Source organism: Acinetobacter sp. ABJ_C1_1 (genome assembly GCF_044684115.1).
GTDB lineage: Bacteria > Pseudomonadota > Gammaproteobacteria > Pseudomonadales > Moraxellaceae > Acinetobacter > Acinetobacter nosocomialis_A.
The window spans coordinates 198,599-221,913 of the sequence record NZ_JBITPU010000004.1; the positions used below are offsets into that span (position 1 = coordinate 198,599).

The 23,315-nt window shown below is 36.8% G+C and carries 24 protein-coding genes; 11 read left to right on the forward strand and 13 right to left on the reverse strand.

Annotated features, from left to right (window positions below):
- Nucleotides 1-16: 16 nt before the first annotated feature.
- Nucleotides 17-454, reverse strand: coding sequence for a DUF2147 domain-containing protein (locus ACG59Z_RS08090; protein WP_004704906.1), 438 nt, complete (start codon nucleotides 452-454; stop codon nucleotides 17-19).
- A 149-nt stretch (nucleotides 455-603) separates the two neighbouring features.
- Between ACG59Z_RS08090 and ACG59Z_RS08095 the strand changes: the two genes are divergently transcribed.
- Nucleotides 604-1,515 carry an alpha/beta hydrolase gene (locus ACG59Z_RS08095; protein ID WP_400198791.1) on the forward strand — a complete coding sequence of 304 codons (912 nt, stop codon included), beginning with the start codon at nucleotides 604-606 and terminating at the stop codon, nucleotides 1,513-1,515.
- Nucleotides 1,516-1,693: 178 nt separating this feature from the next.
- Nucleotides 1,694-2,887, forward strand: a complete 1,194-nt coding sequence (locus tag ACG59Z_RS08100; RefSeq protein ID WP_400198792.1) for a diguanylate cyclase domain-containing protein — start codon at nucleotides 1,694-1,696, stop codon at nucleotides 2,885-2,887.
- Here the strand turns inward: ACG59Z_RS08100 and dsbD are convergent, their stop codons facing one another.
- The 4 genes from dsbD to ACG59Z_RS08120 all read right to left on the reverse strand — a co-directional run bounded on the left by dsbD (nucleotide 2,888) and on the right by ACG59Z_RS08120 (nucleotide 6,551).
- The gene (dsbD, locus tag ACG59Z_RS08105) at nucleotides 2,888-4,699 is read right to left on the reverse strand and encodes a protein-disulfide reductase DsbD (RefSeq protein ID WP_400198793.1); all 1,812 of its coding nucleotides are present in this window, start codon (nucleotides 4,697-4,699) and stop codon (nucleotides 2,888-2,890) included. It lies immediately after the preceding gene.
- A gap of 17 nt (nucleotides 4,700-4,716) precedes the next feature.
- Nucleotides 4,717-5,484, reverse strand: a complete 768-nt coding sequence (locus tag ACG59Z_RS08110; RefSeq protein ID WP_263614833.1) for a transporter — start codon at nucleotides 5,482-5,484, stop codon at nucleotides 4,717-4,719.
- A gap of 12 nt (nucleotides 5,485-5,496) precedes the next feature.
- Complete coding sequence (locus ACG59Z_RS08115; protein ID WP_263614834.1) at nucleotides 5,497-6,042, reverse strand: ankyrin repeat domain-containing protein; 546 nt, start codon at nucleotides 6,040-6,042, stop codon at nucleotides 5,497-5,499.
- Between the two features lie 158 nt (nucleotides 6,043-6,200).
- On the reverse strand, nucleotides 6,201-6,551 hold the full coding sequence (locus ACG59Z_RS08120) for an HPF/RaiA family ribosome-associated protein (RefSeq protein ID WP_263614835.1): 351 nt from the start codon (nucleotides 6,549-6,551) through the stop codon (nucleotides 6,201-6,203).
- Nucleotides 6,552-6,803: 252 nt separating this feature from the next.
- Here ACG59Z_RS08120 and puuE point away from each other — a divergent pair, with 252 nt between their 5' ends.
- The 5 genes from puuE to ACG59Z_RS08145 all read left to right on the forward strand — a co-directional run bounded on the left by puuE (nucleotide 6,804) and on the right by ACG59Z_RS08145 (nucleotide 10,931).
- Nucleotides 6,804-7,769, forward strand: a complete 966-nt coding sequence (gene puuE / locus ACG59Z_RS08125; RefSeq protein WP_396463007.1) for an allantoinase PuuE — start codon at nucleotides 6,804-6,806, stop codon at nucleotides 7,767-7,769.
- Nucleotides 7,770-7,869: 100 nt separating this feature from the next.
- On the forward strand, nucleotides 7,870-8,373 hold the full coding sequence (gene uraD, locus ACG59Z_RS08130; RefSeq protein WP_400198794.1) for a 2-oxo-4-hydroxy-4-carboxy-5-ureidoimidazoline decarboxylase: 504 nt from the start codon (nucleotides 7,870-7,872) through the stop codon (nucleotides 8,371-8,373).
- Nucleotides 8,370-8,693 carry a hydroxyisourate hydrolase gene (gene uraH / locus ACG59Z_RS08135; RefSeq protein WP_174744295.1) on the forward strand — a complete coding sequence of 108 codons (324 nt, stop codon included), beginning with the start codon at nucleotides 8,370-8,372 and terminating at the stop codon, nucleotides 8,691-8,693. The genes uraD and uraH overlap by 4 nt, the downstream gene beginning before the upstream one ends.
- 23 nt (nucleotides 8,694-8,716) lie before the next feature.
- A complete protein-coding gene (locus ACG59Z_RS08140) occupies nucleotides 8,717-10,084 on the forward strand; it encodes a nucleobase:cation symporter-2 family protein (protein WP_396463006.1) in 1,368 nt (455 codons plus the stop codon).
- Between the two features lie 121 nt (nucleotides 10,085-10,205).
- The gene (locus ACG59Z_RS08145) at nucleotides 10,206-10,931 is read left to right on the forward strand and encodes an outer membrane protein OmpK (RefSeq protein WP_263614839.1); all 726 of its coding nucleotides are present in this window, start codon (nucleotides 10,206-10,208) and stop codon (nucleotides 10,929-10,931) included.
- 52 nt (nucleotides 10,932-10,983) lie between these two features.
- On the opposite strand, the gene hpxO is transcribed toward ACG59Z_RS08145, so the two are convergent.
- Nucleotides 10,984-12,141 carry an FAD-dependent urate hydroxylase HpxO gene (hpxO, locus tag ACG59Z_RS08150; protein ID WP_400198795.1) on the reverse strand — a complete coding sequence of 386 codons (1,158 nt, stop codon included), beginning with the start codon at nucleotides 12,139-12,141 and terminating at the stop codon, nucleotides 10,984-10,986.
- 199 nt (nucleotides 12,142-12,340) lie between these two features.
- On the opposite strand from hpxO, the gene alc reads away from it, so the two are divergent.
- Nucleotides 12,341-13,351 carry an allantoicase gene (alc, locus tag ACG59Z_RS08155; RefSeq protein WP_400198796.1) on the forward strand — a complete coding sequence of 337 codons (1,011 nt, stop codon included), beginning with the start codon at nucleotides 12,341-12,343 and terminating at the stop codon, nucleotides 13,349-13,351.
- Nucleotides 13,348-13,851, forward strand: coding sequence for an ureidoglycolate lyase (locus ACG59Z_RS08160; protein ID WP_400198797.1), 504 nt, complete (start codon nucleotides 13,348-13,350; stop codon nucleotides 13,849-13,851). Before alc ends, ACG59Z_RS08160 begins: the two co-directional genes overlap by 4 nt.
- A gap of 135 nt (nucleotides 13,852-13,986) precedes the next feature.
- Here ACG59Z_RS08160 and parE read toward each other — a convergent pair whose 3' ends face one another.
- On the reverse strand, nucleotides 13,987-15,870 hold the full coding sequence (gene parE / locus ACG59Z_RS08165; protein ID WP_400198798.1) for a DNA topoisomerase IV subunit B: 1,884 nt from the start codon (nucleotides 15,868-15,870) through the stop codon (nucleotides 13,987-13,989).
- Nucleotides 15,871-15,884: 14 nt separating this feature from the next.
- Complete coding sequence (locus tag ACG59Z_RS08170; protein ID WP_396479891.1) at nucleotides 15,885-16,466, reverse strand: YqiA/YcfP family alpha/beta fold hydrolase; 582 nt, start codon at nucleotides 16,464-16,466, stop codon at nucleotides 15,885-15,887.
- A 211-nt stretch (nucleotides 16,467-16,677) separates the two neighbouring features.
- Between ACG59Z_RS08170 and ACG59Z_RS08175 the strand changes: the two genes are divergently transcribed.
- Nucleotides 16,678-18,021 (forward strand): alpha/beta fold hydrolase, encoded by a 1,344-nt coding sequence (locus ACG59Z_RS08175; RefSeq protein WP_002054038.1) that lies wholly within the window; start codon nucleotides 16,678-16,680, stop codon nucleotides 18,019-18,021.
- Nucleotides 18,022-18,713: 692 nt separating this feature from the next.
- Here the strand turns inward: ACG59Z_RS08175 and ACG59Z_RS08180 are convergent.
- A complete protein-coding gene (locus tag ACG59Z_RS08180) occupies nucleotides 18,714-19,064 on the reverse strand; it encodes a DUF5991 domain-containing protein (RefSeq protein ID WP_400198799.1) in 351 nt (116 codons plus the stop codon).
- Nucleotides 19,065-19,206: 142 nt separating this feature from the next.
- Here ACG59Z_RS08180 and ACG59Z_RS08185 point away from each other — a divergent pair, with 142 nt between their 5' ends.
- Complete coding sequence (locus ACG59Z_RS08185) at nucleotides 19,207-19,863, forward strand: haloacid dehalogenase-like hydrolase (protein ID WP_400198800.1); 657 nt, start codon at nucleotides 19,207-19,209, stop codon at nucleotides 19,861-19,863.
- Nucleotides 19,864-20,027: 164 nt separating this feature from the next.
- On the opposite strand, the gene ACG59Z_RS08190 is transcribed toward ACG59Z_RS08185, so the two are convergent.
- The 4 genes from ACG59Z_RS08190 to ACG59Z_RS08205 form a co-directional block, all read right to left on the reverse strand.
- Nucleotides 20,028-20,756 (reverse strand): RND transporter, encoded by a 729-nt coding sequence (locus tag ACG59Z_RS08190; protein WP_400198801.1) that lies wholly within the window; start codon nucleotides 20,754-20,756, stop codon nucleotides 20,028-20,030.
- Nucleotides 20,757-21,139: 383 nt separating this feature from the next.
- Nucleotides 21,140-21,670, reverse strand: coding sequence for a hypothetical protein (locus ACG59Z_RS08195; protein WP_400198802.1), 531 nt, complete (start codon nucleotides 21,668-21,670; stop codon nucleotides 21,140-21,142).
- A 277-nt stretch (nucleotides 21,671-21,947) separates the two neighbouring features.
- Nucleotides 21,948-22,406, reverse strand: coding sequence for a hypothetical protein (locus tag ACG59Z_RS08200; protein WP_400198803.1), 459 nt, complete (start codon nucleotides 22,404-22,406; stop codon nucleotides 21,948-21,950).
- 278 nt (nucleotides 22,407-22,684) lie between these two features.
- A partial coding sequence (locus ACG59Z_RS08205) for a lysozyme inhibitor LprI family protein (RefSeq protein WP_400198804.1) occupies nucleotides 22,685-23,315 on the reverse strand: 631 nt, incomplete at its 5' end.

Here is a 23,315-nt window from a genome sequence, read left to right on the forward strand (position 1 = left end):
TTTTTTATTTAAACTTTTAGTTCGCACGAATCCAAGTTTGATTGCGGCCCAATGCTGAAACACCAATATAACCACGCAATTTAAGCTTTTTGCCACCCTCAGCCAACTCACCTTTTAATTTGTAAGTTTTGCCAGATTTCGGGTCTAAAATTGTACCGTTTTCATAACTGGTACCACCTACATTTTTTAGATTATGTACAATGGTCACACCTTTAAGCGGTTTGTTTTTATACGGACCTTCACATTTTGTACAAGAGTTTTCTTCACCTGGTGTCAAAATGTTTTGAATGGTTGCAGTTAAGGTTCCATCCTTCTGTTCCGTAAACTTTACTACGGCTTTGGGCTTATTGGTTTGGTCATCAATCGTTTTCCATACCGTTCCGTTTAGTGGGTCAGCCGCATTGGCAAATGCAGCCATACCAACAAGTCCTAAAGCTAAAGCAATCTTTTTCATTTTTGTAATATCCTTGGGTCTTTCAAGACTTCAGTATTCAAAACTCACAACGATATTGCAATTTTTGAATGTGACTGTTTCGTGTAACCTTGTAACCTTGAAAAATAAAATTTATAGGGAAACAAGTTATTAACATAAGCGGATACTATATGAATATACCAAGCGTTTTAAAATATTATTTAACAGAAACATTTCTTAAAACAGCAATTCGCAAGCCAAGTCAGTTGAATTTACCTCCAACTGCCCTGCGTCCTATGCTTGAACAACTTTGCCGAGCATTTCCAAAACAAAAAAATGTAACTGTTCGTCCGATCCGACTTGCGGGTGTCAAAGGTGAAGAGATTAAAGCTCAGGATTCAGCAACCCAGCTTATTTTTCATATTCACGGCGGCGCTTTTTTTCTTGGCAGTGTCAAAACACATCATGCATTCATGACGGATTTAGCAGCCCGTACTCAAATGCAAATTATTCATGTGGACTATCCGCTTGCTCCCGAACATCCATATCCTGAAGCAATCGAAGCATTATATGACGTATATCAATCATTATTAGTTCAGGGTATCCAACCCAAAGATATTATTTTATCGGGTGACTCATCTGGGGCCAATTTAGCTTTGGCACTTTGCTTACGCTTAAAAGAACAACCTGAACTCATGCCAAGCGGTTTAATTTTATTATCACCTTTTTTAGATTTAACCCTAACCAGTGAATCTTTAAGATTTAACCAAAAACATGATGCCCTACTTTCTCTTGAAGCCCTGCAAATTGGTATTCAACATTATATTGGCAACCATATTGCAGCAGATGACCCACGTGTTTCGCCCATTTTTGATAACTTAGAAGGTTTACCGCCAACATTAGTTCAGGTCGGTTCAAAAGAAATTTTATTAGACGATGCAAAACGCTTTAGAGAAAAAGCTGAAGAAGCAGGTGTCAAAGTACATTTTAAGCTTTACACAGGTATGTGGCATAACTTTCAAATGTTTAATGCGTGGTTCGATGAGGCAAAACACGCAATGGCCGATATTGCTGAATTTGCTCATGAACTTGATAAAACTTAATTAAAATAAATGAAGTGATGAGTGCGAAATACTTCTCACTTCATATTATTTATAAAAACCTTAATCTTAGGGTTTAATGAATAAATCATGATATGTTTAGGTTATGAATCATTCAAACTCTCCCACTTTAGGATGATCTAGAAAAGAGACATCTCTATTTAGGAGTTCCTTTATTATTATGAAAATTCGTTTAATCACTCATCCTATAAATAAAATAAAACAGGTGGTTCTCGAATTCATCCATAACAACCATATTATTAACTGGACGCCTTTACAAAAAAGTGCACTGATGCTTGTACTCGCCTGTGCAATGAATTTCAGTTGGATTTTATGGAAAGGTTATATTTTAATAACGCCCAGTGTTTGGCGATGGGCAAATTTGCCTTTAGTAGAGTCACAGCTCTGGCTGAATTTATTGACTTTATTTTTATTAGCATTACTGATTATTCCGTGTTATCGCTACAAAGACCAACAGTGGGCACAAAGAATTGTTCCTCTTATTAGCGTACAAGTCTTTATGCTCATGCTGTGCCATGATGGATATTTAATTGGTAGCATCAGCCCTGCCACAATGGTTGGTTATGTCGGCACCATTGGTGTAGGTCTGGTTTTATTTGAAAGAAAAATTGTTTATAGCGCTTTTATACCAGCAACAATTATTTTAGCCGTATGTACTTATTTAAGTATGAATGGCGTTATACCCTACGCTCCACTATTTAACTTCACGGCAATCCGACATGCTCAAACCAATCCTTTTTGGTTAGGAAGTATGCTGTTTTTTATTATGCCGATTTTAGTCGCCTGTTTTATTTTATTTGAAATATTGCTGACCCAATGGCGCCAACGAGAAACTTATATTCAACGCTTAAGCCAGATCGACCCATTAACCAATGTATTAAACAGACGCAGTTTAAATACCCATCTTGAGGCACTTCACGAACAACAATTCGATTATGCTTTAGTACTTCTCGACATAGATCATTTTAAAAAAATTAATGATGTATATGGACATCATCAGGGCGATCAAGTCCTAATTAAAATTGCTCAATGTCTTTCTGAGAACTTACGTAATGAAGACATTATTGGTCGATTTGGTGGAGAGGAATTTATTTTAGTACTTCCGCATACTGATATTATTCAAGCGGAAAAAATTGCAGAGCGTTGCCGACTTGCCTTACAAGAGTTATCTATTTTCAACAATCAAAATATTCAGATTCATGTAAGTGCAAGCTTTGGAATTAGCTGTTCCGCTTTTGCAAACGATCCCTACCTTGTCATTCGGCAGGCAGATGAAGCGCTTTACGCAGTAAAAGCTTCAGGGCGCAATCAAGTGCGCACTTTTCACCAATTACCACATATAGAGTCCATTTAACTATTTAGCTTTCGATAAGCTTGCAAGCTGTTGCAACAGCTCTTGTTGGCTAAATGCACCAGTTAAACGTAAAGAACGAATTTCTTGTTGATGCTCATTTAAAAACAGATAAGTCGGTGGCCCAAGAATATTCCACTGCTTGAGTAGAGCTTCATGTGACTGATCATAATGACTCAAATCAAGTTTAATGAGATAGTAAGGCGCAAGAGCCGTCTGAACCTCAGGTGCTTTTAAAATACGATGTTCAATAGGCTGGCAAGCCACACACCAATCTGCATAGACATCAACCACAATAGCCCGATCAGTAGGGGCTGCTGCTAAAATTTTTTGAAAGTCCGCAGCTGTTTTCGCAACGTGCCATTCAGCCATGTGCTCGGAACTTTGCAAACTGCGATTTTGAATATGCTGATACTGGTTATAGGCAACAAACGGAGTAACCAATAAAAGTAGGAGTGCATAGAGCCACTGTAACTGCCCTTTTTTCCAAAAGAACTGATAAAGTGCGTAGGCAATAAAAGCCAGCCCTAGCAATAAACTAAGCACTTGCATGCTCCAATCTGGCAATAAAGGGCGAATAAAATAAAGACTTAATCCCAACATCAGAAAAGCAAAAATCACTTTAATCTGATGCATCCAGTCGCCTGCTTTAGGTAAAAATCTTGCACCTAAAACACTCGCGATGAGTAAAGGAATTCCCATTCCAAAGCCTAGACAAAATAAAAGCAAAGCACCTTGCCATTGGTTTTGAGTTTGAGAAATAAATAATAAAGTTCCAGCCAAAGGTGCGGTCATACATGGACCAACCAAGAGCGCAGAAACCACGCCCATAACACCCGCACCAACTAAAGTACCGCCTTGTTGCATAGACTGAATACGATCAAGTCGATTTAACCATGTTTGCGGTAAACGAAGCTCAAACAGTCCAAACAGGTTCAATGCAAAAACTACAAACAGTAAACTAAACGCGATAAGCGTAGCAGGCTGTTGTAGCCAACGTTGGAAATTTAGCCCTGCTGAAGAAGCGATTAAACCTAGACCCGCATAAACCAATGCCATACTACATACAAAGGTAAGCGCAATCGTCCACGCTTTTAAGCCTTTATGCTCTCGAATAATTAATGAAGTTAAAATCGGCAGCATTGGTAAAGAGCATGGCGTGAATGCGAGCAGCATGCCTAAGCCTAAAAATAATAAAACACCATACCAAAGCGAGTGTTCAATGAGTTTCGCCGACCAGATCTGATCTTCTGCAATTTGTGGAGTAGTCGCGTCTGTTTTAGTTTCTGAACTTGTTTGATTAGTTAAAGTTTCTTGAGACGCTGCTTGTGTATTTGCCAAATCTAATAAGCGTTTCGGCGCTGTTCCTGCTTGGTTTTGCACACCAACCAAACCATCTGCATCGGTTTGAAACTCAATGGTTTGTGGCGGATAACAAATACGGTCTTTGGCACAGCCCTGCCAAGTTACAGTGTAGTGCTCTGAAGGCTTGGTCTTAATTTGAAAATTGACTTGATGATAATAAACCTGACTTTGCCCATAGTTTTCATCATATTGAGAAACGGCTTTAGGTAAATTTAAAGCTAAAGGTTGAGTACCCTGCTGTACAGTAAATTTATGCTGATACAAATAATAATTCGGCTGAATCTGCCACGATAATTTCGCAGTATGCGATTGTGGCGACTCAACCGAAAATGAAAAAGCCTGTTCTGGTGAAAGTAGCTTATCTTCTGCAAAAACAAACTGGCTCAATACAAAACTAGCAGCTGCTAGAAAATAAATAATTCCCTGAGAAATAAGCTTTTTCATTAACATCAATCAAGTTGGTTTTATCAGAATAAGAATGCCATACCCAAGCCACCATGGTAGCCTTTATCTTGACCCTCTAAATCGACACCTACACTTGCATCAAGTTGAGTACGTTTATTAACTGCATACACTAAGCCTGTACCTAAACCATATTGGTAGTCTTGGCTTTCAGCTTTACGGTAAACAAATTCAGAATAACCAGAAAGCTTGCCGGCAATTTTATAGTTGATTGTTGGAATGGCCGTTACAGCCCAGTTGCTGTTTTGCACTTCGTAACGCATCGTAATTGCAGTATTGATCAAATCATCATACTGGTACGCTACTGCTGAGCTCAGGCTATAAATGTCGTCATGTGCGGTAAACTCATCATTACCCGTTGCAATGAGCGCTTGAGCCAACACAGCCATTGTTAAATTTTCATCATTTAAATCAATCGCTTTTTTTAAGCCGATGCTTACATCACCTAAACCAGAAGTATCTGTTTTTTTACCAGCACGTTTGGTTTGAGTCCAACCCGGACCTTGCCAACCTAATTGTAATTCTAAGTCTTTAGCCAAACCTGTACGGAATAACATATCGCCATGTACAGTTACGGTTTTTTCTTTCACGCCATCAACAGTTGATTCTGTATAAGTTGCACTTGGTAAACCTTGTTCCCAAGCTAACTGCCCCACTGGAGTAATACCTGTTCCAAAGCCTGAACCTGGACGGTCAAACGAGAACTCTGCGGCAAAAGTACTTCCTGCAGCAACAGTGGTCAGAGCAAAAGTTAAAATTTGAAATGTTCTCATTCTATATTCCAATCAAGTAGTTAGTTCTTTTGACATTTTTGCTCCATGATGGCGCAATAACTCTAGTGTTTCACGCTCTTCTTGAAGCGCTTCTGACCAATCTATTTCATCAAAATCACAATCAAAGAACAACTGACTTATTGAAGATAAAATGGTGAGTCCTTCTTCATCACGTGTGTTTGGATCAACTTTTTCATCAAGTAAACGTTGAACCGCTGGTGCGCATGCCGAACTTGCTGCATCCCATAGTGGGCCATAAAATTCTTCTGCATCCCAAAGATGAACATTTGCCTTAGCCTGAATTAAGGCTTCAAGGATATCGAGATAAACTTGTAATGATTGTTGCTTTTCTTCTTTTGATAAGGGAGTACCAGCTTCATAAGCTTCTGAGACGTCTTCCCACCATTTAAAAATTCCATCACAAATAATTGATACGGGTGGCCCTTGTTCCGGATCAATGAAATTCGGATCAAGCCCCTCAGCAAGTAATTTTTGTACTTGCGTAAGTTCTAATTCTTCTATGGCTTTAATTAAAGCCTGCTGCTGGGTGGTTAACATGACCATCTCTCAAAAATATATTAGCGCTATTATGCCTAATCTCTGATGAAGATTTTAGAGGTCAATGCTATTGCATTGCAAACCAAAAGTTGTGAAGAGTTTTTATCCGTCTTTTTATGCTCCATAAAAAAAGCCCCGAAGGGCTTTTTAGCATTTTTTTAAGCTTCATCATCAATGAGTTCTGGTTGACCACCTCTCGGGTGCTCTTTTTTCTCAAAGGTATGTTCAAGACTACGTTTTAATTTTTCAATCGCGCCATGAATTGAGGCATCAATATTTCCTGCTTTATGGTGCACTGCAACTGGTTTCAAGCCAGCAGGACGTGCTTCGATCATACAGTGGATATCTTTATCGCCACCTTTGTCCCCATTTTCATCACTAAAATGAACCGAGAAATGCGTAATACGTTCGCTATGACGTTGGAATTCTTGAGTAAGTTCTGCACGTACATAAGTAATTAAACGTTCACTATTATGGATGTTTTTATCTGTGCGGATTTCAATATTCATAAATACCATCCTCTCTTTCTTACTGTGGATCTTTTCTATGCAAAACTTTTTTATGTTGGCATGTTTTAAGCATGCATGAACTGACTTCAATTGTACATTTTGATGGTGTAATGGTTTGTTATCTCCTGACTTAAACGTACTGCTTTTAATTTATTTTGAAGATCTTCATACCTTCAATATCAGTCCATCTATAAAAATATGCAAGCTGATTTTTTAAATTTTTATGAAAAATTGAACAAAAGGAGAGCAATTGTGACCGAATCTTATCTATCTGGAGCAGAACTTATTGAGCAGATTCAAAAGTCTCCTTATTCACGTGATTTAATCGGTTATCACGGTCAGCCTCCACAGGTGAAATGGCCTAACAATGCTAAGGTTGCCGTGCAATTTGTCCTGAATTATGAAGAAGGTGGCGAAAAGCATATTGAGCATGGTGATGAGGGTTCAGAGCAGTTTTTATCAGAAATTATTGGTGCTGCAAGCTATCCAGCCAAGCATATGTCGATGGACTCTATGTACGAATATGGTTCACGTGCTGGTTTTTGGCGCATCCATAGTGAGTTCCAACGGCGCAAGCTTCCAATGACTATTTTCGGCGTTGCCATGGCGCTGGCTCGCAACCCATATATTGTCGAAGCGATTAAGCAAGCTGATTATGACGTGGTCTCGCATGGCTACCGCTGGCTTCACTATCAAGACACCGACATTGAAGTCGAAAAACAGCATATGAAACAAGCCTTATCAGTTTTAGAAAACTTGTTTGGAAATAAAACTATAGGTTGGTACACCGGGCGCGATAGTCCCAATACCCGTCAGTTACTCGCAGAGTTCCCACAAATACAATATGACTCAGATTATTATGGCGATGACCTGCCTTTTTGGACAACGCTGACCAATGCGGCTGGTGCATCACGTCCTCACTTAATTATTCCTTATACGCTCGAATGCAACGATATGAAATTCTGTTCACCGGGTGGATTTAATAGTTCAGAACAGTTTTTTCAATATTTAAAAGATAGTTTTGATGTGTTGTACGCAGAAGGTGAAACTGCACCAAAAATGATGTCGATTGGAATGCACTGCCGTATTTTAGGGCGTCCGGGTCGTTTTAAAGCCTTACAAAAATTCCTCGACTATATTGAAATGCATGATCGGGTCTGGGTGTGTCGCCGTCAGGATATTGCCGAACATTGGTATAAAAATCACATAACTCGATAGTTGGTTATTAATTTTGCAAATTCATTAGCGAAATATTAACCACTCTTGGCACTGTTATTGCTAAAACTCTATATCAACAACAATGAGTTTAGGAATAACAGTGTTTTTAGCCGAGTTTAATCAAGCCCCACCCGACCAACTAAAGACTCTGTTAAACAACTGCGTCCATATTCCTGCTTGGGCTGAAAAAATTATTTCAGAACGGCCCTACTCATCGACCTCAGTTCTTTTAGGGCATGCAGAACAATTAAGCCACACGTGGTCATGGCAAGAAATACAAACAGCTTTAGCCACCCATCCAAAAATTGGGGAACGACAGGCAAAAAAACAGCTTAATGCAAAAGAACAAAATTTTTCAGCTCAAGAGCAAGCTGGCATTTCCTTAGATGAACAAACACAACAAGCTCTGCTACAAGGCAATCTCGATTATGAACAGAAGTTTGGCTTTATTTTTTTAATTAAAGCAGCGGGCCTTAGTAGCAACGAGATTTTAAAAAAACTTAATCAACGTCTTCAAAACAACTTAGCTATAGAAAAAGTCATTGTACACGAGCAACTCGCAGCAATTGCTCTATTACGTCTATCTCAGGAATTACACACATGATCAGCACTCATATTTTAGATACAAATTTAGGTAAACCCGCTGCACAGGTAGAAGTGAAGTTGTTCCATGCAGCAACTCATGAACTGATTGCGACCGCAACCACCAACCTAGATGGGCGCGTGAGTGATTTTGGAATAAAAAACTTAGGTGAAGGTGCTTATCAACTTGAATTTGAAGTTGCGCCTTATTTTTCATCACAGCAAATCAAAACTTTTTTCCCACGTGTTTGTATACAATTTTTCATAGAAGACATCAATCAGCATTACCACATTCCATTACTCATCAGTCCGTTTGCTTACTCCACTTATCGCGGCAGTTAACTGAAATAAAATAGGAGAAAAATATGAATCATCGACAAAAGAATGCGATTTCTCCAGAGCATGAATATTTAGGAATTTCCAAAAGTTTTGCTTACGGTTTGCAGCATGTGCTTACCATGTATGGTGGCATTGTGGCTCCGCCCCTCATTATCGGAACAGCTGCTGGTTTAAGCTCGGCACAAGTGGGAATGCTCATTGCAGCCGCCCTATTTGTCGGCGGATTAGCAACACTCATACAGACCATCGGAACCAAATATCTAGGTGCAAAATTACCTCTGGTACAGGGTGTGTCTTTTGCGGGTGTGGCAACTATGGTGGCCATTATCACCACGGGCGGTGGTTTGCCTGCTGTCTATGGCGCGGTGATTGTAGCTTCTCTAATTGGACTTTGCCTTGCACCCTACTTTTCAAAAATCATTCGTTTTTTCCCACCTGTTGTGACGGGATGCGTTATCACAACTATTGGGCTATCGTTGTTACCCGTTGCAATTCGCTGGATGATGGGTGGCAACGATAAAGCACCGAACTGGGGAAGCGTCGAGAATATCTCTTTAGCTTTGCTGACTTTAGGCATTGTGATTGTTTTAAACATGCTGCCACAAGCCAGTATTCGTCGTTTATCCATATTATTAGCGATCGTGGCTGGTACCATACTGGCCTACTTCATGGGCTTTGGTGACTTCAGTCAGGTCAGCTCAGGTGCATGGCTGCAATTTCCACATTTATTTGCATTTGGTTTACCTACATTTGAACTGAGTGCCATTTTATCAATGTTGATTGTGACCTTAGTAATTATGACGGAAACCACAGCTGACATTATTGCTGTCGGAGACATTGTAGGAACTGAAGTCGATTCAAAACGTATTGCCAATGGCGTTCGTGCAGATATGTTCTCAAGTGCTATGGCACCGATCTTTGGTTCATTCATGCAAAGTGCTTTTGCACAAAATGTAGGGCTGGTAGCAATTACAGGTATCAAAAGCCGATTTGTTGTAGCAGCAGGTGGTGTCATTCTGATTATTTTAGGTCTACTACCTGTTATGGGTCGCCTTATTGCCGCAATTCCTATGCCTGTACTTGGTGGTGCAGGTTTGGTCTTGTTTGGGTCGGTTGCGGCGAGCGGAATCCGCACTTTGGCAAAAATTAATTATAACGATCAGAAAAATTTAATTATTGTCGCGACTGCTTTATCGGCAGGAATGATCCCAATTATTAACCATGAGTTTTATGCACATTTTCCAGTTTGGGTACAAACTTTGTTCCATTCAGGTATTAGTTCAACTTGTATTTTTGCTATCTTATTGAATTTATTATTTAATCATTTGCCTTCATTTCGTAGCTCATCTACCCCGCATTTAAGCCAAACCATAAACACTAGAAATACACATTAATAAATTAGTTTTTAGCGCCCCACTTCGGTGGGACTTTTTTTAACCGTTGATCAAATTTGGCTTCATTTTTGCTTAAGACCCTGTATCCTTAGCGTGCTTTATTTGGGGGGAGATCATTTAAATGCAATTAAAGCAACTTGCGGCTACTTGTGCCTTGTTATCTGCAACTGCCATGGTTCAGGCAAAACCAATTTGGCAAGATTTTAGCGTGACTGGTCTTTATGGTGAAAACTATGAAGTTGTAGACGCAAAAGAAACCACCATCACTTTGGAATATGCAGCAAAAGTTAAATATGCTGATGTGTTTTTCTTTATGGACCGCATGCGCGGTGAAGATGATCACAAAAGTACATATTTTGAGTTATCACCACGTTTAAGCTTGGGCGAAGTATCTGGCAAAAAATTGGCTTATGGTCCAATTAAAGATGTGCTCATTAGTACCACTTGGGAAAGTAACAGCGAAAATGGCAATAACTTCGATAACTTCTTATATGGTTTTGCTGTTGATTTAGATATTCCATATTTTAAATATGCGAATTTAAACTTCTACCGTGCAAACAATGAGAAAACTGACGATGATTATCAAATGACGTTCGTTTATGGTATTCCATTTAATATTGCATCTGAAGAATTCTTGGTTGATGGCTTCCTAGATTGGTCAACTGCTGAAGGCGACCATGCGAGCGAGTTGAACTGGACAACTCAGTGGAAATGGAATGTAGGTAAACACATTTCTCCTGATACACGCCTATACCTCGGTATTGAGCACTCTGTGTGGAATAATAAATTTGGCCTTCAAGGTCGAGACGAAAATAACGTTAGTGCATTGGTTAAATACCACTTCTAAAATCCAAATTTAGAAGATAAACAGCAAGGAAAATTCCTTGCTGTTTTTGTTTTTAATCAAGTGGATTACCCACAATATTACTAATAATCCCCTGCATAATATGTCCACCTTGTTCACGGCGTAATTCTTCATACCATGCTTGTGTAACGGCTTCATCTTTCATATGTGTCACATCACAACGTTTGCGCGCACGAAGTACCAATTCATTAGCACGTTCATTGCGCTTGTTTTGATAGCGACGTAAAGCATCCTCTAGCCCCAAAGTATTAATTTGCAGAGAACGCGCTAAATAAATCGCGTCTTCCATGGCTTGGCAGCCGCCTTGCCCAATATCAGGTGTCGTGCTATGTGCAGCGTCACCCAAAATCACTACACGACCTTTATAAAACTGTGTAAACGGTTCAATATCATGGATTTCTACCCGATTGGTTTTTTGCGGGTCTAAGCGTTCAATAAGCTGCTGTACGGGTTGGCACCAATCAACAAAATATTGTTTTAAAAGTTTTTTATAGTCATCTCGATTATTATCTAACCCTGCTGGTAAAGGCACATCTAAAAAGAAATAGAACTTTCCATCTGCAACTGGCATTAAAGAAGCTCGCTTGCCTTCGCCCACATAAGTCGTCCATTGTTGGGCTGGAGCCAACTCTTCAGAGATCTCAACCAAACCATTCCAATTTACATAACCTGCGTAACGGCGCTGTACTTGCTGCCCCAACACATAGGTCCGTGTAAGTGAATGAGTGCCGTCCGCCCCAATTAATAGATCGGCCTGCGTTGAGCTACCATCTGCAAAATGAACCTCTATATAATCAGCTTTGTCTTCAAGGCTGACCATTTTTTTGCCTAAATAAATCTGATCACGACAAAATTCATCCATCAACATATTTTGTAAATCAGCACGTGCAACCGGATAAGGTCGTTGACCCACTTCTTCAATTAATGGCAGTAAACTGAATTGTGTCATCACATCTCCAGTTAAACCATCCACATAGGCCAAATCATCCATTTGTCCACCAAGTTTGGCGATTTTGTCAGTTAATCCTAGATAGTTCAGACATTTCACACCATTCGACCAGAGCGAAATTGCCGCGCCGACAGGAAGAATTTTTTCAGTTTGCTCAAAAATGCGAACTTGGTGACCAAATTTCTTTAATGCAATGCCTGTGGTTAGACCTCCCATTCCCGCACCAATAATCACCACATTCATAACACGCTCCTATAGATATTCACCTATAGGGTGCTTATGCTAAAAACATGCCATCGTTCAAAATTTATTTAGCTTTTCCACAAAACTGGCATGCACCATGCTTATATATTTATGTATAAAACTCGTCTCAGCACGCTCTGTGTTGGCGCAGTTTTAAATGAAAAATCATGTTTTTAACAAGAAATACGGATACTCCATTATGGCAACATTGCACGCTCCAGCTTTTGAACTTCCTGAGATTTTGAATACTAAAACCAATTTGGCAGATGCCCGAATTGGTGCACAAGTCATTGAGTGTTCAGATGATTTCTTTGCAGAAGCAAAGCGTATGCTGCAATTTGAAGCACCTATTTTTGTTGAAGATAAATTTGATGACAACGGTAAATGGATGGATGGATGGGAAACGCGTCGTAAGCGTCATGCGGGCTATGACTGGTGTATTGTGAAGCTCGGAGTGAGTGGAAAAATTACTGCACTTGATATCGACACCAGCTTTTTTACAGGAAATTACCCTGCATCTGCCTCATTAGAAGCGTGTTATGCACCAAATGGTGACCTTACAGGAGCAAAATGGGAAAATGTTTTAAGTAATACTGAACTTGGCCCAAGTCAGCATCATATTTTTATGGTCAATAATGATGCACTTTTCACCCATATACGCCTCAATATTTTCCCAGATGGTGGTGTTGCCCGTTTGCGTGTTTATGGGGATGTTCATATTCAGGTGGCTGATAGTGAGCAAACGCTTGATTTATTGGCCCTAGAAAATGGTGGTCGCGTAATTGCCTATAGCGATGCGCATTTTGGACATCCACGTAATTTGATTAACCCCGGCCGTGGCGTCAACATGGGCGATGGCTGGGAAACTAAACGCCGCCGTGCACCGGGTTATGACTGGTGTATTCTTGCGTTGGGTAAAAGCGGAAAAATTGAAAAGCTTGAAATTGATACGGCTCACTTTAAAGGCAATTTCCCTGCCCAAGTATCTATTCAAGCGGTTTACCTTGAAAATGCAACCGATGCACAGCTGATTCCACAAAGTATGTTCTGGTCTTATTTACTTGAAGCTCAATCAATGCAAATGGACCATATTCATGAATATGTGAATGAGATTTTACAGCATGAAAAAATCTCTCATATTCGTATTAACATGATTCCAGACGGTGGTATTAGTCGTGTTCGTTTATGGGGAAAAATTGCCAAGTCATGATCATACATACTGTTCAAATTCAGCCCTTAACCATTGAAAACTTTCAGCCCTTCGGAGAAGTCATTTGTTGTGATGGGCATGATTTTTTTCATATTAATGATGCTCATACCGAGCGCTACCATGCGCTCGTTGAAACTGAAATTGAAGGGGAAGCAAAGGCAGGAATTAGTATTTTTCGCAATATTAAGGCCAGTGTGCTACCTCTGGAAATTTCAATGCTAGAGCGTCATCCAAAGGGGTCTCAGGCATTTATTCCATTACAGCAACAAAAGTTTTTAATTATTGTAGCGCCCGCTTTGGATGAAAACACTCCTGATATTTCAAAGCTCTGTGCTTTCGTTTCAAATGGAAAGCAAAGTATTAATTATCGGGCAGGTACATGGCATCATCCTTTGCTTACCTTTGAAGCGCCGAGTGATTTTGCGGTAGTAGATCGAATTGGAAGTGGCGCAAATTGTGATGTTTTTCAATTTCTACTTGCTATAAAAATTACGACTTAAATTAAAATATACAGATCTGTCTATTTTAATTTAATGGCCGAAACACCAATAGCAGCAACTGTTGTAATGATTACCTAAAATTTAGGTTTATATAAAAAATCCCCGTCTATTGAGCGGGGATTTTTTTAATTCTTTTTAAACCGTGATATCAGCTAAGTTACCTTTCTGCTCAAGCCACTGCTTACGATCTGCCGAGCGTTTTTTTGCAAGCAATTTATCGAGCAAACCTGCTGTTAAATGTACATCGTCTAAATCAAGCTGTACCAAACGACGCGTGTTTGGATCCATGGTTGTTTCGCGAAGCTGAATCGCGTTCATTTCACCCAATCCTTTGAATCGGGTAATTTGCGGATTACGATTGCCTTTAACATTTTTCAAAATGCCTTCAAGTTCATCATCATCAAGCGCGTAATAAACATCTTTACCAATGTCGATACGGAACAATGGCGGCATTGCTACAAATAAATGACCTTCTTCGACCAAAGCAGGAAAATGCTTAACGAATAAAGCGCAAAGCAAAGTCGCAATGTGTAAACCATCCGAGTCGGCATCGGCCAAAATACAGATTTTGCCATAACGCAGCTCTGATAAATCATCACTGCCAGGGTCTACACCAATGGCAATCGCAATATCGTGAACTTCTTGAGAAGCAAGTACTTCATCTGAAGAGACTTCCCATGTGTTTAAAATTTTCCCACGAATTGGCATGATGGCCTGAAAGTTTTTATCACGCGCCTGCTTGGCACTACCACCCGCAGAGTCACCCTCGACAATGAATAGCTCACTTTCCTCACGCGTTTGGCCGACACAGTCTGCCAACTTACCCGGTAAAGCTGGGCCAGAAACAATCTTTTTACGCTCAACCTTTTTCGCGGCTTTTAAACGACGACCTGCTTTAGAAATCGCCATTTCCGCAAGTTGCATAGCAATTTCAGCATGCTGATTTAGCCAGAGTGCAAAGGCATCTTTAGCAATATTTAAAACAATATTTGATGCTTCACGACTTGAAAGACGCTCTTTGGTTTGACCAGAGAATTGTGGTTCTTGGAACTTAAGCGACAAGATATAGTTCACGCCATCCCAAACATCTTCTGCCGAAAGTTTAAGATTACGAGGTAATAAATTACGTAACTCACAGAACTCACGTAACGCCTCGGTCACCCCCGAACGTAAACCGTTCACATGCGTACCGCCTTGTGCGGTCGGAATCAAGTTGACGTAACTTTCTTGAACCTGCTCACCGCCTTCTACATTCCAGCAAATTGCAAACTCACAGGCTGCGCGGTCTGCTTGTCCACTACTTACAAATGCAGGGTTTGGCAAAATTTCGCGGTCTTGTAATTCATCCATCAAATAATCGACAAGGCCATTTTCAAATTGCCATTCGATTTTTTCATCGTTAATTTGATCGATATAAGTAATTTTTAAACCAGCTGCTAAAACAGCTTTAGCTTTTAAATTATGTTTAAGTGCTTTTAACGCAAATTTTGGACTATCAAAATATTTAGCTTCGGGCCAGAAACGTACCGTTGTACCAGTCGCGCGTTTTGGTGTTTTGCCTTCTAGCACTGCCAAAGGCGCAACAGGTTCACCTTGCTCAAAGGCCATCTGGTATAAATTACCCTGACGCTGAACCTCTACCTCAACACGTGTAGATAAAGCGTTTACAACCGAAATCCCCACACCATGCAAACCACCTGAGAACTGATAGTTATCGGTACTGAATTTACCGCCAGCATGCAGCTTGGTTAAAATGATTTCGATACCACTTTGGCCATATTCAGGGTGAATATCGACTGGCATACCACGGCCGTTATCTTCAACAGATAATGAACCATCTTTATAAACCGTGACACAGATTTTGTCGGCATGACCAGCTAATGCTTCATCGACAGCATTATCAATAACTTCTTGGGCTAAATGGTTTGGACGAGAAGTGTCGGTATACATCCCCGGACGACGACGAACAGGGTCTAAACCAGAAAGAACTTCAAGCGATTGAGCCGTATATTGTGTCACGTTGTACGTTTTCCTTATTTGATGGTGTGCGCAAAGAATTCGATCACTAAGGGTAATTTTTCTTCAAAATCTTCCATGGCATGATTGCCATGAGCATCCGTCAAAATCAATGAGGATGGTGTTGCAGCACTATAATAGCGTTGTGCTTGACGATAATCCAAAATTTCGTCGCCTTGTTGCAATAAGACGAGTATTTTGTCAGCATTTTCAGGTTGTTTCAGTTCCAGTTGTTCTAACTGTCGTAACTGAACATGATCAATTGACCATTGATCATTTACCTTATAAGGCATGCTTTCAACTTGGAAGAGCTCATCAAACAGCTTCCATGGTTGCATAGCAGGGTTAATCAGTACAGCCGGAACATTATATTTCGCGACAAAATATGTCGCAAAAAACCCGCCAAGGCTACTGCCGACTAAAGCCACATCATGTAAAGACTCTATCAGCTCTGAAACTTGCGCTACGACCTGATCTGGAGATCTATTTAAATCTGGCAAATGCACATTTATGCCCAATTCGCTACAATACTGCTTAAGGCTCAGCCCTTTAATCGAAGAAGAGCTGCTATTAAAGCCATGGAGGTAGATAATATTCATATATTTCCCTCTTAAATTGAGAATAAACTCACATTTTTGTTCTCAGTTTGTATATAAAAACACTATTGTCAGACAAGAAAAACGACTCAACTTACCATTCATCAGTATTTTAAAAACATGTGTTATTTAAACTACTAAGATGGAAACGTTAGCTGCCGTTCATAAAAAGTACAGCTTAAAACGTCGGTTATAACGTAAATGGGGAAAAGATATGCCGAGCTTAACACCGTTACATGAAACTTATTGTAAATGGGATCGTACGCCACCGAGTCAGGCCGACGTACTAGAAGGTTTAGCTCAACTGTTCAGCACCAGCTTAAATGGTGTACATGAATTAATACAAGTCATTAATATTGAAGTGTTAAAAAATGCTTTTGGTATTAGTGCCCAAAATGCTAATAATTTTCAAAAACGCCCTTCTGTGCAAAAGGTATATCAGTTTTCTTATGGTGCCTTACAAAAGTATGGACGTTATTTTTTAGCGCCCGGTTTACGTCGTATTATTGAAAAATTCCCGACCCTTCATGAAAAGCCATTAACACCAAGTCTTCATTTTTTGGTGGGCATTTTAAATGGTATTTTCGGAGACTATTTACTTAAACAACATAGTCCCCTTGCCTTGCCAATGGTGCTATACGACCACTACGGTGCAATCCAGCAAGGCGAACTTGCAGGCCGTATCGTAATTTTAGTTCATGGTTTGTGTATGAACCATCTGACTTGGTCAAATGCACACTATGGCGGCATTGGTGAGCGTCTGTTAGCACAGCGTGACCACAACACTATGCTGTATTTAAACTACAACACAGGTCGCCGCATTTCAGCCAATGGCCGCAGTTTCTCTAACTTATTAGAAGATTTGGTACAACGTAATCCAAGAATTACCAGTATTGATATCATTGGTCACAGTATGGGTGGACTGGTTTCCCGTAGCGCGCTGTTTTACGGCAAACAAAATATGTACCAATGGATTCATATGGTCGAGAACCTTGTCTGTATTGGTTCTCCCCACCATGGTGCAGTACTTGAGCGCTTCGGCTTTGCTATACAAGATAAGCTCGGGGCCTTCCCATTTGTTGGGTTACTGGGTCAACTGGTTAATATTCGTAGTAATGGCATTTTAGACCTACGCCACGGTAGCGTTCGTGACGACGACTGGGAATATATGGATGCCCGTATCGGCATGATGGATGACAACCGTGCTCCGGCTCCTCTACCTTCCCATATCAATACCTTTTTAGTGGCAGGAACACTCGAGTTTGAAAAAGTGCGTAATAAAGCACTTACCGTGATTGGCGACTATTTGGTGAGTGTGAAAAGTGCACTGGGTGAACATCCAAATCCACGTTTTCAGCTCAAAGTTCCAGACTCACATAAAGCCGTTTTTTATGGTTTAAATCACTTTGAAATTCAGTATCACTCGAGTGTTGCCGAACAGATCACTCGCTGGTTATATCCTCATGTGAATGATTATGTGCAAGACGGTATTCAAACCCATATTATTGATATGCCGAACTATACGCTTGAAGATTTGGAAGGAATTGTAGAGACGTAAATAGAGCCCAACTTTTGTTGGGCTTTTTAATTTTAAAAGGATAAATTCAATCTTAGTATAATATATACACTAAAAAATTTATAGTTTAAATAAAAAACAATTATCTAAGAACCAATACTTTTATTAATTGATAAATATTAAAATTTTCATATAATATACAACTATATTATTTAATATCTTAATTTTTTCATTAAATAATCATTTTTGATATGCAATTTTTTATAATTTAATCTATTGGGGAATAAAAATGCATGAGCATAAAGTTTATATCTATGTCGTAGACAAAGAATACCAACCAACACAAGTTCAAAAAAACCAAGCTATATCTTTTTTTGAAACAATTCTACCAGAAGCATAACACTATCCATGTGGTTGGGATAATGCCAAAATTACTCTCGATAGTAAATTTATAGAAAGTCCTTTTGCATTAACGGCTGGATCACCAAGTGGCTCAAATAAATATTGGCTTATTTATGAGGATGAAAGTGCAGATGACTCAGATGAAGATGATTATGATGAGTTAGCTTTGGATACTCAAATTCGACCAGAAATAATAAAAGAACTAGAAAACATATTAGGAACAGAACTTGCCTTAGTTTGGGAAACTGATTACTAATTTTTAAATTAAATAAATAGGATACTTTTTAATATCCTATTTATTTTAAGATTATTAAGATAATCTTTAGATATTACTAATCTTTATACAATAGATTATCTTTGATATCTAAAACTTCATCAGAATAAAGATAGTATTTTCCTTTCTTAAAGACAACCTTTCCTAACTTTTCACCACTTTGAACTTTAAAGAAATATAGCTCGTTATTTTTCTCTTTCACTTTGCATATATAAGATTTATCAACCTGAAAGCCAGCAATAGAATACTCACACTTTTTTGGTGTTAGTGTTAAGACAGATTCTATCGTCGCAACATTTCCACCTGGTAGTTCTTCTGAACTATAATAATGATAAGTACCATTCCACTTATCTGTATTTGCAAATGTGTTAGCAGAAAGAATAAGCAATAATAAAAAAATTTTTTTCATTTAATTAATTTATAAATAATCAAGTCAAACTATTATAACCAAATTACAATACAATAAAATATTTTATTATTTTATAAATCAACCCTTAAAAATACTATTTTGAAATTAATGCTTATCACTATTACCAAATATAGAGAAATATATGAAAGAAATTGTTGTTTTTGACTTGGATGGGACATTACTATCCGGTGACTCTACAAAGGCATGGTTAACAGATAAATTGAAATCTAATATTTTTAGATTTATCGCTGCACTTATTGTTACGCCCATCGCTTTACCTCTTATGAAATTTAAGAAATATAAATCTAAAGGTGCTTCATTGTATTTATGGATTGCAACGTATAGCTTGAATGAAGAAGAATTAGAATACAGCTTTAAAAATTTCTCAAAGAATATCAATGAAACTACTTCCGGTCCATTATATTGGTTTGAGCAAGGTATAGCCGAAGTTAAAGATCATTTAGCCAATGGAAGAATTGTGTTTATTGCCACGGCTGCACCAGAAAAGTTAGCGAATGTTTTACTCGAGTCTATCAATCTAGATGTACGAATTATTGGTACTCCTCTACAAAACAAGCTGGGAGGATGGATAAGTGGGATACATTGCAGGTCTGAAGAAAAAGTAAGAAGATTGAATAAGCTTGATATCAAACAACCTTGGTTTGCAACATACAGTGATGATATTGATGAAGACTTACCTATTTTGATGGGCGCCAAAAAGCCCTACTTAATTAATAGTGATAACAACAAAATTAAAAATATTAAAATCAAAAATTTAAAGCTATTAAATTGGTTTTAAAGTTATGATATGAGTATTGTTTATATAAGCTTTCTAACGACTAAATAAAGATAGTATAGGCACTTTTATTACTAAAAGGGCCTATAAAAGTGATTTTTACCGGTTAATTTGGCTCTAAATTAAATATAATTACACATTTAAGAATTAAGTAAAATATTAAAGCTCTATTTTATTTGATGAATTTGCATAAAACCTTCATTGCATTCTAAAGTTGAACCTTTTAAATTCTCACATTTAATTTTATTATCTTTTGTTAATCTAAATTTAAAACCATCATTAACTTTATAGCCTGATTTAAATTCTTTTGACATCACTCCCCAAACAGTAGGATTGTTTTGAACATATATAGAATTTATAGCATAAATATTTAAAGAATCATCCACAGTAATTTTCTTTATATGATTTTGATCAAGAAAATTATAATCATATTGTCCTTTTTTATTTGGCAAAACACTTGTATCCATTAGTTTAACAACAGCAATTTCTTTTGCTTTTTTATTAAAAATATAAAATTTCTTTATGATATAAAAATCACCTCTTAATACTTTTTCCGTATATTCCACAAAACCAATAAAATTATTATCTGAAAAATATGGTGAAATAATATATCGATTCAAACCATATATTTTATTATTATCCAAAGTATATATATTATTTCCTTTCCTCAAAAGAATACTATAAGAATGAGAATTTTCATCACTAGAATTAAAATAATTTTCTTTAATTAGAATTTCGTAATCTTCATCTATTTTTACAGATTGACCAAGTTCATTAATACTTTTATATCCTTGAGAAATAAAACTATTTGAATCATCATATAGAATAATATTTTTTGCCTGCGAAAGGTCTGGTATTAATAAAGCTAATGTTAAAAATATTTTTCTTGAATTCATATTTAATCTCATCGTATGTCTTTAGTTGGAGGTAATGGGTTGTTAAGCAAAGGGATGGATCAAAACGACCAACTAAACCACTACCAGCTGGATCATTTGTTGGTAATGACTTTTTAACTTTCTCAAGATCCTATAAATACTAAAATTAAAAACTTTGATCCTTTTCGAATTCAATCACTAACAATAAATATTTCCACAAAAACCAATCTCCCTTAAATCTTAAAGGATTGCCAATCCCAATTTATACTTCGTGACTTAAATAACTAAAAAGGGAATTCTATTTTTCAGATAACATTCCCAAGTTAAATTGATTTAAAAAAACTATCAGACTATTAGTTCTAAAGTAATCGAAAGACTTATTAAAACTTATTTAAAAATATAGATTAATCCTCATAGCAACTTATATAATCTTTAGAAAACAATCCTATAGAATCTATTTTACCTTGGTGATTAGCTGTGTAAATATAATAGGAATCAGAATGCTGCGAGAGAATTTTATATTCATAATAACTACCTCCTTCTTCCGCATCCATTTTTTTTGTTTTGGTAACATTTTTCAGCTTAAATAATTTTTTTTCATTTTCCCCAACGCTTATTCCATTAGCATCTATAGCATTAGGATTTGTTGTATTTATTGCTGTTACTACTCCTCTTTTATCAACATCTATATTAGTTTGATTATCATTAATAATAATATTTTTTGATTTTTCACATTCTTTCACATTACTAATATCTTTATAATTTTGCACTATTATATTATTTTTATTTTTTTTAAAAATATCATCAAACTTATCTCCTAAATGAATACCATCAAGTTGATTAAAAGCTAAATTGCTATTACTTAAAGCATGAACTTCTTTTCCTGCACTTCCAGCAAAAAAAAGTATCAGAACAAATAAATTCTTTTTCTTCATCCTAAAATATCCTCTATATCTGCTAACAATCCTTGCATATGCAAATGGTTATTATGTCTTAGCTTTTTAATTGAAATTACTTCGAAAGATATAATCACATTCTAAACCTGACTTCATATTAATAAAATATTCACTTATCATTAATTTAGATCTACCCACCCGAAACTTATAAAATCATTTACTAGTTCTCAGCTTTTTTAACGACCATATATTTCCTAAAGTTAATTTTTATTTATTAAGAAGTTCTTTTAAATATATCAATAAATAAAAATACATATTATTGCTGCAAGATCTTAATCAAATTAGTATTATTATCATATTTTATATTCTTAATAAGCTTACATTTTCCTTTATTTTCTATCAAAAAATCAATAAACTCACCATGTGTGGGCGTATCAAATTTAATAGTAACAATATTATCTGTAGCTTGCAATATACTAAATTTACCTATATCATCTTGTGCATTGCTTAAAATATTAAAATCTATATTGTACACTCCATTTAAACTACTACACTCATAATCTTTTACTAACATATTCGTTAATTGGTTAGAAAAAAATCTAGAAATAGTTTTTCTACCAGCACTCTCAATAATTTTATTTCCATCTACAGGATAATTTTTATATAAGTTCGTGATTAAACTTTTTGAGTCTTCAAAACATTTCTCATCATTATTTGCATTTGTAACACTACATAAAAATGATAGAAAAATAAATGTAAATAATTTGTATTTCATAAATTACACCTAAGCTGGTGCTTTATTTTATAAGAAAACTTACAAAAAAACATCATAACAATATTTTTATTTAATTCATCTATAATTATTTTTTCATATATTTTTAGAATTACACATTTTATCTTATACTTTTTATTAAAAACCAATTTCCTCATAACAATAAATTAAATAAAGTATTTCACCCATAGGGAATACAATATATAAAAATCTCCATTAAAATTTATAAAATATTTAAAAGTCTTTAAATACCTTAGAGACCTTATCTTAATAACACATAATTAATCTTCATCATCATGACAATCATTTTTCTTGTTTTTTATATTCACATCAGTTGTATAATTAATTGCAAAATTTAAATTTATTAAATCTTCTTTTCTAAAGATTTTCGGAACTATATTCCAAACATTTTTACCGTTAGTAACGAATGCCAAATTAAATTCCGGAACTTTATTATTATTCGTATCAATTTGATATTCCACAGAAAATCTGTCTTTTTTCTTGCCAATAATATTATATATACGTGGCTCCTTTAACCCTTGATCACAAGCTTGATATATATAAATTTTGTTTTTTAAAATTTTAATTGTACTTTCACTACAATAACATCCACCTGTTTTTAACTCTTTCACAATACCATTTGTGTATTTAAATGGTTTTATTAGATTTCCCTCTAAACTATCAAGGTCCAAATATGACTTTTTCAAATCTTTTATTTTAGAATTATTAAAATCACTTAAACATTTATAGTTTTCACTACTTGCTTCTTTCCCATTAAAATTACATTTTAAATTTCTATCTTTCAACCAAGAACGTTGAGTATCTACCAGATACTTAACTTCATTTTTATTATCACTGATATAGCTTTTTATATCTGAATATATACTATTCAGATCATGCTCACTATTACTA